At 63.9% G+C, this 15794-nt stretch carries 13 protein-coding genes; 5 read left to right on the top strand and 8 right to left on the bottom strand.

The genetic code is table 11. The features are described from left to right. The first annotated feature begins 170 nt into the window (after positions 1 to 170). Genes H0X95_RS04835 through H0X95_RS04815 form a run of 5 tightly spaced genes read left to right on the top strand, consistent with a single transcriptional unit; the run spans position 171 to position 5608 of the window. On the top strand, positions 171 to 1427 hold the full coding sequence (locus H0X95_RS04835) for a lipopolysaccharide biosynthesis protein (RefSeq protein ID WP_196445912.1): 1257 nt from the start codon (positions 171 to 173) through the stop codon (positions 1425 to 1427). After that, positions 1424 to 2248: a glycosyltransferase gene (locus H0X95_RS04830; RefSeq protein ID WP_006485112.1), complete on the top strand. Its 825-nt coding sequence runs from the start codon at positions 1424 to 1426 to the stop codon at positions 2246 to 2248. The genes H0X95_RS04835 and H0X95_RS04830 overlap by 4 nt, the downstream gene beginning before the upstream one ends. A gap of 51 nt (positions 2249 to 2299) precedes the next feature. Beyond that, the gene (locus H0X95_RS04825; RefSeq protein WP_196445911.1) at positions 2300 to 3436 is read left to right on the top strand and encodes a glycosyltransferase family 4 protein; all 1137 of its coding nucleotides are present in this window, start codon (positions 2300 to 2302) and stop codon (positions 3434 to 3436) included. 15 nt (positions 3437 to 3451) lie between these two features. Further along, positions 3452 to 4474 (top strand): UDP-glucose 4-epimerase GalE, encoded by a 1023-nt coding sequence (gene galE / locus H0X95_RS04820; RefSeq protein ID WP_196445910.1) that lies wholly within the window; start codon positions 3452 to 3454, stop codon positions 4472 to 4474. A gap of 27 nt (positions 4475 to 4501) precedes the next feature. Beyond that, positions 4502 to 5608 (top strand): MraY family glycosyltransferase, encoded by a 1107-nt coding sequence (locus tag H0X95_RS04815; protein WP_062910935.1) that lies wholly within the window; start codon positions 4502 to 4504, stop codon positions 5606 to 5608. A gap of 199 nt (positions 5609 to 5807) precedes the next feature. Here H0X95_RS04815 and H0X95_RS04810 read toward each other — a convergent pair whose 3' ends face one another. The 8 genes from H0X95_RS04810 to H0X95_RS04775 form a co-directional block, all read right to left on the bottom strand. Beyond that, the gene (locus H0X95_RS04810) at positions 5808 to 7880 is read right to left on the bottom strand and encodes an acyltransferase family protein (RefSeq protein WP_196445909.1); all 2073 of its coding nucleotides are present in this window, start codon (positions 7878 to 7880) and stop codon (positions 5808 to 5810) included. 225 nt (positions 7881 to 8105) lie between these two features. After that, the gene (locus tag H0X95_RS04805) at positions 8106 to 10043 is read right to left on the bottom strand and encodes a polysaccharide biosynthesis protein (RefSeq protein WP_062910938.1); all 1938 of its coding nucleotides are present in this window, start codon (positions 10041 to 10043) and stop codon (positions 8106 to 8108) included. Positions 10044 to 10060: 17 nt separating this feature from the next. Further along, positions 10061 to 11080, bottom strand: coding sequence for an MraY family glycosyltransferase (locus H0X95_RS04800; protein WP_196445908.1), 1020 nt, complete (start codon positions 11078 to 11080; stop codon positions 10061 to 10063). Positions 11081 to 11084: 4 nt separating this feature from the next. Further along, positions 11085 to 12035 carry an NAD-dependent epimerase/dehydratase family protein gene (locus tag H0X95_RS04795; protein ID WP_196445907.1) on the bottom strand — a complete coding sequence of 317 codons (951 nt, stop codon included), beginning with the start codon at positions 12033 to 12035 and terminating at the stop codon, positions 11085 to 11087. A 31-nt stretch (positions 12036 to 12066) separates the two neighbouring features. Continuing rightward, positions 12067 to 13116 (bottom strand): glycosyltransferase, encoded by a 1050-nt coding sequence (locus H0X95_RS04790; RefSeq protein ID WP_062910941.1) that lies wholly within the window; start codon positions 13114 to 13116, stop codon positions 12067 to 12069. Next, positions 13113 to 13751 carry a histidine phosphatase family protein gene (locus tag H0X95_RS04785; protein WP_062910942.1) on the bottom strand — a complete coding sequence of 213 codons (639 nt, stop codon included), beginning with the start codon at positions 13749 to 13751 and terminating at the stop codon, positions 13113 to 13115. The genes H0X95_RS04790 and H0X95_RS04785 overlap by 4 nt, the downstream gene beginning before the upstream one ends. Further along, positions 13748 to 14716 carry a glycosyltransferase gene (locus H0X95_RS04780; RefSeq protein ID WP_241300314.1) on the bottom strand — a complete coding sequence of 323 codons (969 nt, stop codon included), beginning with the start codon at positions 14714 to 14716 and terminating at the stop codon, positions 13748 to 13750. The genes H0X95_RS04785 and H0X95_RS04780 overlap by 4 nt, the downstream gene beginning before the upstream one ends. 30 nt (positions 14717 to 14746) lie before the next feature. Continuing rightward, positions 14747 to 15787 (bottom strand): glycosyltransferase, encoded by a 1041-nt coding sequence (locus tag H0X95_RS04775; RefSeq protein ID WP_196445906.1) that lies wholly within the window; start codon positions 15785 to 15787, stop codon positions 14747 to 14749. Between the last annotated feature and the right edge of the window lie 7 nt (positions 15788 to 15794).

Here is a 15794-nt window from a genome sequence, read left to right as displayed (position 1 = left end):
GATACATGCCTGCCGGCGGAACACGGGGCGCAACGGCTGGAGCGGCCGCGATCCCACTTATAATCGCGGGTTTCGATGACGCGCATGTCGCCCATTTTAATGCCTAGCCGCCCCGCCGCCGCCCACCTGCCGCCTCCGGCCGCCCCTCGCGCGCGCCGCCGCTGCCGCGCATGCTGAAGCGCTTCGGCAACCCGGACGTCGCGAAGGCCGTCGCGAACCTCGTCTGGCTGGGGCTCGAACGGCTCACCCAGATCGGCGTCGCGATCGCGATCAGCGGCCTGCTGGCCCGTTATTTCGGGCCAGATGTGTTCGGCAAATGGCAGTATGCGAATACGCTTCTCCTGGTACTGGCGCCGCTCACCTGGGTGTGCGGCGCGGAAATCCTCGTCCCGACCATCGTCCAGCGCCCGCCCGCGCAGCTCGGCGCGGTGCTCGGCAGCGCGTTCGTGCTGCGCATCGCCGTGTCGGCCGCCGCGCTCGCCGCGACCTGGATCGCGATCGCCGCGGGCGCCTTCGACCCGCTGGTCGGCGCGATGCTCGCGGGCCTCGCGGTCACGATGGTGTTCCGCGAGCCGTTCGTCGGCGTGATCAACGCGTGGCTGCAGAGCATGACCTACAGCAAGCCGCAGCTCGTCACCAGCATGGTCACCGCGCTCGCCAAGGCGCTGCTCGTCTGGCTGCTGGTCCGCGCGGCCGCCGGCCCCGCCCGCTTCGCGTGGCTGTGGGCGCTGGAAGCCGCCGCGATCGGCTTCGCGCTGCTGCTGTACTACCGCCATCGTAACGGCGGTGCGCTCGGCTGGACGTTCGACAAGCCGCTGTTCCGGCACTTTGCAACGGCCGGCACCGTGTTCTGGCTCGGCCTCATCTGCATGTACCTGTTCCTGAAGCTCGACCGCCTGATGCTCGAGCGCCACGTGTCGTTCGCCGATCTCGGCCGCTATTCGGCCGCGCAGCAGCTCAACGAGAACTGGATCACGCTCGCACTGATGCTCGCGCAGACGATCGCGCCCGCCTTCGTCTACCGCGTGCAGGACGTCGCGCGGCTGCGCCGCAACATCGTCCGGCTGATCGCGATGACGGCCGGCCTGATGACAGCCGGCGCGCTCGTGCTCGACGCCGCCGCCCCGCTGGTCGTCGGCAAGGTGTTCGGCCGCGGCTACGAGGCGTCGGTCGACATCTTCCGCTGGGCCGTCTGGCTGTCCGTGCCGGCCGGCATCGAGGCGATAGGCAATCTTATCGTTCTCAAATATCAAGCAAAATTCGTGTTGCTGTCGAAATGGCTGCTCGCGCTGGCCATCGCCGCGCTCGTCAACCTGTTCGCGATCCCGCGGCTCGGCCTGTACGGCGCGCTCGTCGGGCTGGCGGCCGGCTACCTGGCCGCGGCCGCCGTCAACTTTTATTACATCCGTTTCAAGCTGCGAACATGACGTCCCCTGCTTGCCCGACCCCGCTCGACGACGTGGCCGTGCTGATGCCGGCCTACAACGGGCACGACGACGTCGTCCGGACCCTCGCGTCGTTTCGCGAGGACGCGCCCGTGCACGTGCTGATCGTCGACGACGGCAGCACGCCGCCGATCGTCGCGCCCGATCTGCCGGGCCTGTCGATCGACGTGCTGCGCATGCCCCGGAACGGCGGCATCGAACGCGCGCTGGCGGCCGGCATCGACGCGCTCGCGGCGCGCGGCTTCCGCTACGCGGCCCGTATCGACGCCGGCGATCTCGCCGCGCCGCAGCGCCTCGCGAAGGAGCGCGCCTATCTCGGCGCCCATCCGCGCGTAGCCTGCGTCGGCATGTGGACGCAGGTCGTGTCGCGCGCCGGCGAGCCGCGCTTCATGCTCACGCCGGCCGCCGATCCGCGCACGCTGCGCCGCACGCGCTTCCTGCGCTCGCCGCTCGTGCATCCGTCTGTGATGTTGCGCATCGACGCCGTGCGCGAAGTGGGCAACTATCGGGCAAAGTACCGCGCGGCCGAGGATCTCGATCTTTTTTTACGGTTAATGCAACGCTACGATTGCGCGAACCTGCCGGAACTCGGCCTGTATTACGAGCTTAACGAGGGCGGGATCAGCGCGACCAAACGCCGGCGCCAGCTGGTGTCGACGCTCACGCTGCTGCTGCGCCACTTCAACGTGCTGAACCCGTACGACTGGGCCGGCCTCGCCAAGAACCTGCTGCATTTCGTGACGCCGTACCGTACGCTGCAGCGCATCAAGCAGACGCTGTTCGCCGCGCGGCCGTCCGCCTGACGTGCATCCGGCCCGTTCGGCAATTTCGACGCTTTATTTTTTCTTTTTTTCATGTCCGCCACCTCCCCGCTGCGCATCGCGCTCGTCTGCAACACGGCCTGGGCGATCCATACGTATCGCCACGGGCTGATCCGTGCGCTCGTCGCGCGCGGCGCCGAGGTCGTCGTGATCGCACCGCACGACCGCACCGTGCCGTTGCTCGAGCAGATGGGCTGCCGCTACGTGGCGCTCGCGGTCGCGTCGAAAGGCACGAGCCCGCGCGAGGATCTCGGCACGCTCGCCGCGCTGGTGCGCCACTATCGCGCGCTGCGGCCCGACCTCGTGTTCCATTACACGATCAAGCCGAACATCTACGGCTCGGTGGCCGCGTGGCTCGCGCGCGTGCCGTCGATCGCGGTGACGACGGGCCTCGGCTACGTGTTCATCCAGAAGAGCCGCGCGGCGAGCGTCGCCAAGCGCCTGTACCGGTTCGCGTTCCGCTTCCCGCGTGAAGTGTGGTTCCTGAACCGCGACGATCTCGCGACCTTCACCGACGAGCGCTTGCTCGCGCACCCCGATCGCGCACGGCTGCTGCACGGCGAAGGCGTCGATCTCGAACAGTTCGCGCCCGTGCCGCTGCCCGCCGGCGACGCGCCCGTGTTCATCCTGATCGGCCGGCTGCTGTGGGACAAGGGCGTGCGCGAATACGTGGAGGCCGCGCGTCTCGTGCGCGAGCGCTTCCCGAACGCGCGCTTCCAGTTGCTCGGGCCGCTCGGCGTCGACAATCCGAGCGCGATCGGCCGCGCGGATGTCGACGCGTGGGTCGACGAAGGCATCGTCGAATATCTCGGCGAAGCGCACGACGTCCGACCGCACATCGCGGCGGCCGACTGCGTCGTGCTGCCGTCGTACCGCGAAGGCGTGCCGCGCACGCTGATGGAAGCATCGGCGATGGGCCGCCCGATCGTCGCGACCGACGTGCCGGGCTGCCGCGACGTCGTCGCCGACGGCGAAACGGGCTACCTGTGCCGCGTGCGCGACAGCGCGAGCCTTGCCGAACAATTGAATCGCATGATCGCGCTCGGGCCGCAAGGCCGGGCGGCGATGGGCGCACGCGGCCGGCACAAGGTCGCGGCGGAATTCGACGAACAGCAGGTCGTCGAACGCTACAGGGAGACCATCCATTCGTTGACAGGATTCACACTCTGAAGGAGCGCATCAGCAATGACCGCTAAAGGCACCATCCTCGTTACCGGCGGCGCGGGCTATATCGGCTCGCACACGGCCGTCGAGCTGCTCGACAACGGCTACGACGTCGTGATCGTCGACAACCTCGTCAACAGCAAGGCCGAATCGGTGGGCCGGATCGAGCGGATCACGGGCAAGACGCCCGCGTTCCACCAGGTCGACGTGTGCGACGAAGCCGCGCTCGCGAAAGTGTTCGACGCGCATCCGATCACCGGCACGATTCATTTCGCGGCGCTCAAGGCCGTCGGCGAATCGGTCGCGAAGCCGCTCGAGTACTACCAGAACAACATCGGCGGGCTGCTCGCCGTGCTCAAGGTCATGCGCGAGCGCAACGTCAGGCAGTTCGTGTTCAGCTCGTCCGCGACCGTGTACGGCGTGCCCGAGCGCTCGCCGATCGACGAATCGTTCCCGCTGTCCGCGACGAACCCGTACGGCCAGTCGAAGCTGATCGCCGAACAGATTCTGCGCGATCTCGAAGTCTCGGACCCGTCGTGGCGAATCGCGACGCTGCGCTACTTCAACCCGGTTGGCGCGCACGCGAGCGGGCTGATCGGCGAGGACCCGGCCGGCATCCCGAACAACCTGATGCCGTACGTCGCGCAAGTCGCGGTCGGCAAGCTGGAAAAGCTGCGCGTGTTCGGCTCGGACTACCCGACGCCGGACGGCACCGGCGTGCGCGACTACATCCACGTCGTCGATCTCGCGAAGGGGCACATCGCCGCACTCGACGCGCTCGCGAAGCGCGACGCGAGCTTCGTCGTGAATCTCGGCACCGGGCAAGGCTACAGCGTGCTCGAAGTGGTGCGCGCGTTCGAGAAGGCGTCGGGTCGCCCGGTGCCGTACGAACTCGTCGCGCGCCGCCCGGGCGACATCGCCGAGTGCTATGCGAACCCGCAGGCCGCGGCCGACATCATCGGCTGGCGCGCGACGCTCGGCATCGAGGAAATGTGTGCCGACCACTGGCGATGGCAGGAGGGGAACCCGCGCGGTTTTGTATAATCCGCTGTCCATTTTCCGAGCGGTCCCATGCTCAGCTTCGCGTCCGGCTTCATCGTCTCCCTGCTCGTCACGCTGTTCATCGTGCGCTACGCGCACCTTCACGAGAAATTCTCGATCGACAGCGACTTGGCCGGCGTGCAGAAATTCCACGTGCGGCCGGTGCCGCGGGTGGGCGGCATCGGGATCCTCGCCGGCGTCGTCGTTGCCGCGCTGGTGCTGTTCCGGCGCTATCCGACGATCTCCGGCAGCATTCTCGGGATCGTTGCGTGCGGGATGCCGGCTTTCCTGTCCGGTCTCGTCGAGGATCTGACCAAGCGCGTATCGCCGCGCGCGCGGCTGCTCTGCACGATGGGCGCGGCCGCGCTCGCATTCTGGCTGATGCACATCGCGGTCACGCGCATCAGCGTGCCGCCGCTCGACTTCCTGCTCGGCTACGTCGCCATTTCGGCGTTCGTCACCGTGCTCGCGGTCGCCGCGCTCGCGAATGCGATCAACATCATCGACGGCTTCAACGGGCTCGCGTCGATGGTCAGCTTCATGATGTTCGCGTCACTCGCGTATGTCGCGTTCCACGTCAACGACCCGGTCGTGATGTCCGCGTCGATCATCATGATGGGCGCCGTGCTCGGCTTCTTCCTGTGGAATTTCCCGGCCGGGCTGATCTTCCTCGGCGACGGCGGCGCGTATTTCATCGGCTTCATGCTCGCGGAACTCGCGATCATGCTCGTGATGCGCAACCGCGAAGTGTCCGCGTGGTACCCGGTGCTGCTGTTCATGTATCCGATCTTCGAGACCTGCTTCTCGATCTACCGGAAGAAGTTCATTCGCGGGATGTCGCCAGGGATTCCGGACGGCGTGCACCTGCACATGCTCGTGTACAAGCGGTTGATGCGCTGGGCCGTCGGTACGAAGCATGCGCACGACCTGACGCGGCGGAATTCGCTGACTTCACCTTATCTGTGGTTGCTGTGCCTCGTCGCGGTGATACCGGCGACGCTGTTCTGGAGGCATACGGTGCACCTGTTCGCGTTCGTCGTGCTGTTCGCGGTGACTTATGTGTGGCTTTATCTCAGCATCGTGCGATTCAAGGCGCCGAGGTGGATGGTGGTGAGGAAGGCGCGAGGACGGCATTGACGCGGCGTGGGACGAGTCGTACGTCACACAGGGGCATCCTCGACGAATCCATTCAGAGTCCGGTAAGTGGCTATGCTCGTGCAACACTTCGAATAATGCTTCCCGATGCTTCGACCTAGGCACACTCTCAGTTCCCAAGATATCTGTCCACGCTAGGTAATTCCCAATGCGCAGCAATCCTCCCGCCGGTCGGCGACCATCAGTGCGACGAGCCCACCGACAATTTGTCGACTGGCATCCGATCTCCGACAAAGGCAGAGAATGACGGTAATAACAGCATATTGGAAAAATAGCTCAGGTGGTCTCCATCAAAGAGCAACGGCTTCCCGTCGCGAAAGGCATGGCACTCACTGTCCGGACACAACACGGGCATCGGATCCCAAACTGATATCCCCGGAACGGATTGAGCCATGCTGGCATATGACGCGAGAATAGGAGCACGAAGTTCCTCGAGCAACGATTTCGAAACCGACATACCTTTCTCGCAAATCGGGTTGTTGCGATTGAACGGGTCCGAACATCGATAGGGGATGCTTTCAAGCATCGGTGTCGGTGCCTCGAATATTACACGGGCGCCGCGCCCTACCAATCCACGAAGTACTGGAATCGCTGCCTCTACGGCTTGATCGCGCCCCTTCTGGGCGGTTTGACTAAACATGTTGCCCCTCGCCGCTTCCACACCGAATACCGCCCACTGATCAACCATGCGAGGAAGGCGCAACGAAGCGAGAAACACGACGTCGCCCGATTTGATCCGGGACATCACGTCGGCAATGGCTGCATCACCGAATTTCTTGCAAGTGTCGTCTCGACCAGGCACCCAAGCCTGCAAACTGATGAACGGGCAACCGCCTACGTTATACGCATACACTGTCGCCCCCGTGCGAACGACAAACTGCTTCATCAAGCCGGAGTACGCCATCGCGTGAGAATCCCCGAGCACGAACACCGTATGCGCAAACGTCGAAGGCGCCTCGCAGCCGCTTCTTTCGTGCATGAACACAAGTCCGCCGTCAAAACTGCGCGATGAAGAGGTCACGCCGCATCCGCTTGAGGTACGTACCACGCTCGGGCCTTCGGGATACCAAAGATCCATGTGGCGCGTCACAGTGCTGAGCGAAATGGCAGGCTGATTCGCCGCAATGGCCGCGGAAGCCACATAGCCGAAGGCCACGAGCCCGAGGCCCGCTGCAATCATGACAGCCTTTCGGGCCGCACGCGCCATGCGCCGCGGTGGCTGCTCCACGAATCGATACGACAACACGGAGAACGCAGCCGTAAGAGCGAGCGCAGCCATCTGCCAGCGATGCGATTCCAGACCGACGGTCCACCGGAAGAGCACGAATACCGGCCAATGCCACAAGTACAGGGAATAGGAAATCGTGCCGACAAATCTAGCAGGCTTCCATGTCAGCAACGCATAGGCAATGCCGCCACGGCGACCGTGCAAAACACCGATCAAGACGGCTGTGCCCACGACGGGCAAAACACACGCAGGAAATGGTGCCGCGTCGGGTCGAGCACGCACGAGACCAACGACGAGCATCAGTAGTCCCAAGTCTGCCAGGACGGAAAATACTCGACTCGGTGAACTCTCCGTATCGAACGAGTGTCCGCGTGCGTGCATGAACTGAAATAGCAAGACCCCTGCGCCGAGTTCCCAGAATCGGGACCACGTCATGTAAAACGCTTTCGTTTCGTCGACTTTGCCTAACCAAATCGAACAGGCGACTGACGCGACAAGGGCGATTGAAAACATGCTGATCGAAAGGGCCCGCTTGCCTCGAAGCCATGGAACGAACAACCAGGGAAATACCAGGTAAAACTGTTCCTCCACCGCAAGTGACCATGTATGGGTAAATGGATTGAATTCCGCGATTGGTGAAAAATAGTTACCCGTATTGGAAGACAGCACAAAGTTTGACAGGCCCAGGAACGCGAACAACCCCGTCTTCTGGTTCGACGATGATAGCCACGCTTCCGGTATGAACAAGGCCGAGGCGAGAAACGTTACTAGCAGCATACCTACGAGCGCGGGGGTGATCCGGACAAGGCGCCGCGCATAAAAGTACGCAAGGAAGCGATGCAGCTTGATCGGGCCAAGTTCACTCACCGACATCGCTACAACGAATCCCGAGATCACGAAGAAGACGTCTACGCCCGCAAATCCGCCAGGTAGCCATTTTGCATTCAGGTGATAAATGACGACGGAGAGGACGGCAATGGCGCGCAAACCATCGATGTAGTTCGCGTGAAAGGGCTTTTTTTCCATTTTGAGACGGGTATGCCAGTCGGCCGTAATACTACTTGAGGGGATCGGGGTTCTACCATGCATCCCGCAACAGCTCAACGTTCGCGGCAACCTCCGCTCGCCACCAACCGAGCTGACACACGCTGGAGCGTGTGCCATGCTCCAGGAGCGCTACCGACGGGAGTCATGGACGCAGCGACAGGTTGCCACCAAGGCGGACAACGGCGCCCACCCTGCCACGGTTCTCTACCGAGAGCGAACGTAATCGATGCCGGATACCCGATCGATCGTTCTCGATCGTTCGTCGGCACTTGACGAGCCTCGCATCGAGAGGCTGTGCAAGAGCGGCACTGCCGCCGACTGGTATTCCGGCACCCAGCGTCGCAAATCGCGCCGCACTTCCTCGTCGCTCAGCACGCGGTGCTGCATTAGCCATGGCAATAGCTCGTCGAGCAGATGATCCGGAACTTCCCGCGCACGTGCGATCCGCAGCTTCGGATGCGGCGTGCGCGTCGTTGTCTCGTCGTCCGCAAGCAGCTCTTCGTAAAGCTTTTCGCCTGGACGCAGGCCGGTGAATTCGATCCGGATCTGTTCCTCCGAGAAACCGTAAAGTCGAATCAGGTCGCGCGCGAGATCTACGATCTTGACCGGCTCGCCCATGTCTAGAATGAAGATCTCACCACCGCGCCCCATACTCGAAGCCTGCAGTACGAGCTGCGACGCCTCGGGAATCGTCATGAAGAATCTCGTGATTTCCGGGTGCGTGACCGTCACAGGGCCGCCCTTCGCAATCTGCTGCTGAAACTTGGGAATCACGCTGCCGGCGCTACCCAGCACGTTGCCAAAGCGCACGGTCTCAAATTGCGTGCGCTGACTTGTCTGCTGGAGCGCCTGACACGCCATTTCGGCCAGACGTTTGCTCGCGCCCATCACATTCGTCGGGTTGACTGCCTTGTCGGTGGAAATCAGCACGAAGTGCCGCACGTCGTGCCTGATGGCAGCACGCGCGACCCGATATGTACCAAGCACGTTGTTGCGCAACGCCTGCCATGCGTTGTGCTCTTCCATCAACGGCACGTGCTTGTAGGCGGCCGCATGGAACACGATGTGCGGCGCATGGCGCGACATCACCTGGTCGAGCAGCAGCGAATCCTTCGCATCGCCAATGATCGGCAGGACGGGCAAATCCCGAAATCGCTCGCGCAGTTCCTCGGTCAGCCGGTACATCGCGTATTCGGACAAATCGAACGCAACGAGCTGCGCAGGGGCGAAGCGCAGGATCTGCCGGCACAGCTCGGAGCCGATCGAGCCGCCCGCGCCCGTCACCATCACGACGCGGCCGCGCAGCAGTGCTTCGACGTGCGGCGTGTCGATCGTCACGGCCTCGCGGCCGAGCAGATCCTCGAGATCGATGTTCCGTACCTGCGACAGGAAGCCCTGCCCCGGCATCAACGCGGTCAACGAAGGTAGCACCATCGCCTTCACGCCGGCGCGCACGCACAGGGTCGCGACGCGACGCTGGGTTTCGACCGACGCCGACGGAATCGCGGAAATCGTGTATTCGACCTTCAGCGCTTCAGCCCAGTGCGCGAGATCGTTGATCGAACCGAGCACCTTGTAGCCGTAGATCTCTCGACCCTGCTTCGTGAGATCGTCGTCGAGCAGCCCGACGAGCCGCCACTCGCCCGAGCGAGACAACTCGCGCGCCAGACTGGCACCGGCCGTGCCGGCGCCGAGCACCAGCACCGGCTTGCCTTGGCCGACGAGGCCACCGTAAAGATAGAACTCCTTCGTGGTACGGTAAAGCGCACGTGCCCCCCCCATGATCAGGAACAGCAGAATCGGCGAGAGCAGCAGTACCGAGCGGGGAATGATCGGGTGCGGCTGGAACATAACAGCCCCGACCATCACGACGAGGCTGCCACCGATGACAGCCTTCGAGATGCGCATCAGGTCGGGCAAGCTCGCGAACACCCAGAGGCCACGGTACAGGCCGAACATATGGAACATCAGTGCGTAGACGGGCAGGACCCAGCCGAGCGCCCTGAATGCCCCATGCAGGAATCCGGCCGGAACATCTCCGTTGAAACGGACTAGATAGGCGACCAGCCACGAGGCCACGACGGCCAGCAGGTCGAACAGGAATGCACTGAACGACAGCCATGACGCTTTACGGCGAGACATCGGCGTCACACCTCGATTTATTTTAAAACGGTTGTTTGAAATCTACGCCAGCGCACATCGATGATGTACCCTAGCACCGCCAGCATGCCATACCACGCCAGCACGACAGCCCATTGCAGATGCGCCGGCAGGCGCAGCGCCCAAGTAGCGGCGATTATGCCTGCTCCCATGATCGCGTACCAGCAGCATGCCGTACGTGCATGTCCGACCCCGGAGCGCACCATTCGCTGATAATAATGCTCACGATGCGCTTGCCAGAACTGTTCGCCGCGCAACAAACGTTTCAGCAATGTAACCGATGCATCTGCAATGAACGGCGCGAACAGCTGAGCGGGCAACCAGATTGGCCAGACACCGCTTCGCCATCCATAGAACCCGAACGCACCCGCAAGAAAGCCCAGCGCAATCGACCCCGCATCGCCGAGAAAAATACGGGCCGGATGGAAATTGAGCACGAGAAAACCGGCGGCGGCGCCAGCGACCACTGCCGCGCACAACGCGAGATCGGCTGACGGACGCAGGCCGGTCAGTGCGACGAGGGCGTAGCCGCCAAATCCGAACACCGCCATCCCGCCGGCGAGCCCGTCCGCGCCATCCATGAAATTGTAGAGATTGACCAGCCAGACCATTAGGAAGCCGATCCCGACGAGCATCCACCACGGCAGCCCGGCCGGATAAGCCACCAAAAACGCGGCGACTGCAGCGACGTGACCGGTGAATCGCACGCGGGCCGGCAGCCCGCGCCGATCGTCGATCTGCGACAGCAGCGCGAGCGCAGCCGCTGCGAGCGCGACGACCCGCAGCGACGGCGAGGCAACCCACACCAGTACGCAGGCGACCGGCACGATACCCCAGCCGCCCACCCGTGGCGTCGGGCGCGTATGGAGCGAACGATCGTTGGGAACGTCGGTCGCGAGCGACCATGCCAGCCCCGAGCGCAGCAGGAGCCACAGAATGCCCGCACTCAGGCAGGCCGAGGCGGCCGCACCAACAATTACGTGCGTCGTTGTATGGGAAAGAAAGGGGGCGATTTGCATAGACTCAGTGTGTGGTGCGATACCACCGGGCCGTCTCGCGCAATCCGTCCTTGAGCGTGAATGGCGGCTGCCAGCCGAGCACCTCCCGGATGTGCCGCGTGTCGAGCCTCAACTCGCCCGCAAGCCGATCAATTTGCGCGGAACGCCCGGTCAACCGCCCGGCGGCGTGCAGCCACGCCGGGGGGATCGGAATCAGACACGGGCGGACATCAAGCGCGGCCGCCATCAATCGGACGAGTTCCGCGACCCCAGGGTCGTGATCGTCGGCCACATGAAAGGTTTCGCCCGCGGCTGCGGCGTCGACGGCACACCGTACGAGCGCGTCGGCCAGATTGTCGACGAAGACAAGACTGCGACGTGCGTCAACGGCGCCAAGCGGTAACGGCACCCCTTTAGCCACGGCGCCCATCAAGCGCAGGAAGTTCGCGCGCACGCCCGGCCCGTAGACCAGCGGCGGCCGGACGATCACGATTTCCATGCCGCTGCGGACGCCGAACTCTCGCAGCGCCTGCTCCGCCTCCAGCTTCGAGCGCCCGTACGGATCGTCTGGGTGCGGTTCGTCGCACTCGTCGAGCGGCGCCCGCCCGCCGCTGCTCTCGCCGACCGCCTTGATGCTGCTCGCGTAGACGAAACGCCGTGCGCCCGCGCGCCGGGCGGCTTGCGCGACACGCAATGCGCCGTCGACATTCGTCCGGCGATAGGCTGCCAGCGGGTTCGCGTCGTCGTCGTCCATCACGTGCACGCGCGCGGCCAGGTGAATCACAGCATCGCAGCGCAGCCAGTCCGGCCACGCGGCCTCGATACCCGAGAAATCGGCCGCGTCGAATACCCATTCCCGCGCAATCGGCTGTACCTGCGCGCGCCTGACGATACCGGCCGCGTCATGACCGTATCCGGCAAGCCGCCTCAGCACGGCCTGGCCGACGAATCCATTCGCTCCCGTCACTGCAATCATGCGTCGTCCGCCATCGCTCGAATGGGAGCCGTTACCGCCGGCTGCCCGAAATCACTTCAGACAGCACATCGGCGCTCGCGCTTACGTGGTGGTTACGCATCACGTCATCGAATGCCGCCGTCCGGATACCGGTACGCAACGCAGGATCGCCGGCGAGCCGTTCGAATGCGTCGACCCACCCATCGAAGTCGTTGCTGACGAGCAGGCCGGTCACGCCGTCCGACACGCTATCGACGTAGATCGGTGCGCGCGAGTAGATCCCCGGCACCTGCGCCGCACCGTAATTCAGATACTTGAACGGGTTCTTGCATGCATTGAACTCGGCCGCCTCCGCATCCTCGCTGCTACCGAGCGGTGTAATCGCGAACTGGTAGCGGCCGGAGACGAGCGCATGCATGTAGTCCGCGTACGGCATCCGGTTCGTGAAATGCAGGAACGGCAGCGAGAACATCTCCGGGAACGGATCGCCGTAGAAGTCGAGCACGTACTCGGGATGACGCAGAAAGAACACCTGCAGCGCCGTCAGCAGCATGTCCTTCGCTGCCTGCAGTTTCAGGAAATCCGCATTGGTGAACACGATGCGCGGTGGCGACGCTTCCTCGCCGGCAGCGCAGGCAGGTGTCACATATTTCTCGACCCACATGCCGTTCGGCACGAGTATCGCGTGCGGCACGATCGGCTGGATCTTGCGCAGGAGCGTGGTATTCGCGACCGTCACCGCATCGGACAGGCCGATCAGCTCATGGATCAGGCCGAGCTTCGTGTTGTTGCCCTGGCCGCCGCTATAGCGCGGAAACGAGAAGATCCAGTCGTCGACGTCATAGACGACGCGCACACCACGTTCGCGTGCACGCTTGACCAGTTCGACGGCCTGCCGCGAACTGTGCTTGCTCAGGATCAGCACGTCGCACCAGTCGACACCGGCCGGCGCACATTCGTCGTTTTCCGAAATCGCGGTGAATGACAGTTCACCGCGCGCCTCCATGAATTCGAGCACTTCGGTGATGCGCGCCGCGACCGACAGCGACGGAACCCCGAACGCGACATGCGACTCACGCTGCAAAGCCAGGATTTTCATCATGATGCGCGCTGCCCGCCCGCGCCATGCATGGCAACCGGCAAATTCGATGCGGGGCCGAGCGAAAAGCCGAGCAACCGGCCCGTCGGCTCGCCGTCGTGCAGCCGCACATCGACGACGGAAAGGCTCGCATGACCGGGCAGGAATGCCGGAAAGCGCGCCATACCGATCCCCGTCACCTGCTGCAGCATGCACGAGATCGGCCCGGAGTGTGCGACGACCATCACGCGCTCACAGCGCTGCTCGAGTTGCGTACGCAACCAGCCCAGCACACGCTCGTTCAACTCCAGATGCGATTCGCCGCCCGGATAGCGATTAGCGGGATCATCGTGAAAATGCGGTTCGGCAGCGAGAAAACGCGCAAGCGTCCAGTCCGCCACCTCGCCGGCGTCGGTTTCGCCCAGAAGCGCATCGACCTCCCATCGCGCCTGCGGAAGCAGCAACTCGGCCGTCTGGCGCGCGCGCGCCCATTGACTGACGACATGGCGGTCAGCCGCGATACCGGTCTCGGCCAGCCAGGCCGCCATGCGTGCGCCTTGTGCAAGCCCCTCGTCACTCAGCACGTCCACCGGCGTCCCGGTCACGAGACCGGCTTCGTTCGCGCGCGAACGACCATGCCTGATCAGATAGAGCATCATTTCACGATGCCTCGCAGGATATCGATCAGCGGATCGATTGCGTCCGGCAGGCAGAATCGCGTGAGTCCGTCGACCAGCGACGGATTCTCGGGCGGCATCGCGAGTACCGCGTCGACGCCCCGCGCAATATCGACCTCGTCGCCCGGATTCGCGTAGATCGCCGCATCGTCGAAATGCTCGCGCGACCAGTCGGAGTCGCTCAGCAACAGCCGGCAACCGGCCAAGCCCGCCTCGATCGCCGACAGGCCCGGCGGCTCATGCGACAGTTCGACATAGAACAACGACTCCTGCAGCGCGGCACGCACGATTTCCGATTTCTGCGGCAGTCCCTTGATGAACAGCACGTTGTCGCCGCCGGCCGCCCGGCATGCCTGGTAGTATGCTTCGTCTCGGCTGCGGCCGACGAGCACGAGCGGAATGCCCTTCTCGCGCAGCACGCGCACGGCAGCCAGCTGGTTCTTGTTCGGCTCGATCACGCCGAACCAGATCGCGTAGCGATCAACGCCATAGAGACTCTTGAACAGCCCCTGGGGCGCGGGGCGCCGATACGCCGCATCGGCGCCCACGGTAATCCGGCGCGCCTTGTCGGCGGGCAACCCGAACCGTTGCGCGAAGTGCTGCTGCTCGGCGGCCGACTTGAAGATAACCGCGTCGGCCAGGCTGACGTGACGGTTGACGAGCGCCGCCGGCGTCTCGGCGGCATCACGCACCCACAGGTTCGGCCACAGCGCGACCGGCTTGCCGCGAGCCTTGACCGCTTCAAGTAATTCGAGACCGCCGCCATGCACCGAGAAATGCAACACAACGTCGTAGTCGTCGATCGAGCGCGCATAGGGCCCGTAGATATCGACGATCATGCCGCGCTGCTTCAGGCTATCCGCAACGGAGAAGATCTCGTACTCGCCACCGCCACGCACGAGGAATGCCTGATGGTAGGTCGTAATCAGTACGCGAGGATCCAACACTTTGATATCCAACGAAAATAGCCGGCAATATTAGCGTGCCGAACCCAGAATGGCACGAAAAACGTCGTCGCTGGTCTCATCCAGCAGCGCGGCGGCGCGGCGCTTGCCTGATGCCGCCGCGTGCGTCGCCCGCGCCGGGTCGGACGCCACCGCAACGATCGCATCGACCGCCGCCGACGCCGAATCGAAGATAAAGGCAGCGCCCGCGCCCACCTCGCTCGCCGCCGTCCCGTCGCGCACGAACGACAGAAGGCCGAGATGCATCGCTTCCAGGACGGGCACGCAAAAACCCTCATGCCGGCTCACGGACAGCAATGCGTCGGCGCGATCGAAGCGATCGAACAGGTTCTGGTCGTCGACCATTCCCGCGAACTCCACGAACGGTGCCACACCAAGCGCCTGTGCGCGCTCGACCAGGAAACCCGCGTATTGGCCATTGGGCGCCGTACCGATCACCTGAAGTCGCACATCGACACCCCGTTCGCGCACGCTGGCGACGATATCGATCGCATCCTCGATACGCTTGTGCGGCACGACACGACCGACCACGAGCAGCACGAACGGCGCACCCGAAGCACGCTCGGCACGCGGAGGCGAGACGTGTCGGAACACCGCCATATCGGCCGCTACTGGCGGCAGGATCCGCACGTCTTCGGACGCGACATGCGGCGCGAGCGAACCGGCGGTGAACCGCGAATTCGCGAGCAGCGAGCCGAATCGGGCGAGCATCGGGAACTGCTCGATTGACTTTGCGCAAAGATCGGCCGTCATCGGCTCGAATTCGCGTAGCAGATCGGGCGACGTCACGCCGTGGAAATAGCAGAGCTTCTTCCCCGGCAACGCCAGCACGCGCTCGAGCAGCGGATCGTGGATCGAGTAACTGACCCACAGCGTGTCGTCGTCGGTGATCGTGTCGAACAGAGCTTCCATCGGCTCGACATCACCCGCGTAGTGCTGCGCGTGCAGGCTGACGTCGTAGCCGAGCCGGCGCGCGACGCGCGCGACGCCGAAACAGTGGTTGCCTACTGCATCGCCGGGGAAAATGTCGGGGGCCGCGATGAAAAGACGCATGACGATT

The organism is Burkholderia sp. 9779_493 (genome assembly GCF_015712215.1).
Classification (GTDB): Bacteria; Pseudomonadota; Gammaproteobacteria; order Burkholderiales; family Burkholderiaceae; genus Burkholderia; species Burkholderia cenocepacia.
This window is presented reverse-complemented; position numbering and strand designations above follow the sequence as displayed.

Coding starts and splice junctions, on each gene's coding strand:
- H0X95_RS04835 (WP_196445912.1), top strand. CDS start 171: ATGCTGAAGCGCTTCGGCAACCCGGACGTCGCGAAGGCCGTCGCGAAC.
- H0X95_RS04790 (WP_062910941.1), bottom strand. CDS start 13,116: ATGATGAAAATCCTGGCTTTGCAGCGTGAGTCGCATGTCGCGTTCGGG.
- galE (WP_196445910.1), top strand. CDS start 3,452: ATGACCGCTAAAGGCACCATCCTCGTTACCGGCGGCGCGGGCTATATC.
- H0X95_RS04810 (WP_196445909.1), bottom strand. CDS start 7,880: ATGGAAAAAAAGCCCTTTCACGCGAACTACATCGATGGTTTGCGCGCC.
- H0X95_RS04795 (WP_196445907.1), bottom strand. CDS start 12,035: ATGATTGCAGTGACGGGAGCGAATGGATTCGTCGGCCAGGCCGTGCTG.
- H0X95_RS04800 (WP_196445908.1), bottom strand. CDS start 11,080: ATGCAAATCGCCCCCTTTCTTTCCCATACAACGACGCACGTAATTGTT.
- H0X95_RS04785 (WP_062910942.1), bottom strand. CDS start 13,751: ATGATGCTCTATCTGATCAGGCATGGTCGTTCGCGCGCGAACGAAGCC.
- H0X95_RS04825 (WP_196445911.1), top strand. CDS start 2,300: ATGTCCGCCACCTCCCCGCTGCGCATCGCGCTCGTCTGCAACACGGCC.
- H0X95_RS04775 (WP_196445906.1), bottom strand. CDS start 15,787: ATGCGTCTTTTCATCGCGGCCCCCGACATTTTCCCCGGCGATGCAGTA.
- H0X95_RS04805 (WP_062910938.1), bottom strand. CDS start 10,043: ATGTCTCGCCGTAAAGCGTCATGGCTGTCGTTCAGTGCATTCCTGTTC.
- H0X95_RS04815 (WP_062910935.1), top strand. CDS start 4,502: ATGCTCAGCTTCGCGTCCGGCTTCATCGTCTCCCTGCTCGTCACGCTG.
- H0X95_RS04830 (WP_006485112.1), top strand. CDS start 1,424: ATGACGTCCCCTGCTTGCCCGACCCCGCTCGACGACGTGGCCGTGCTG.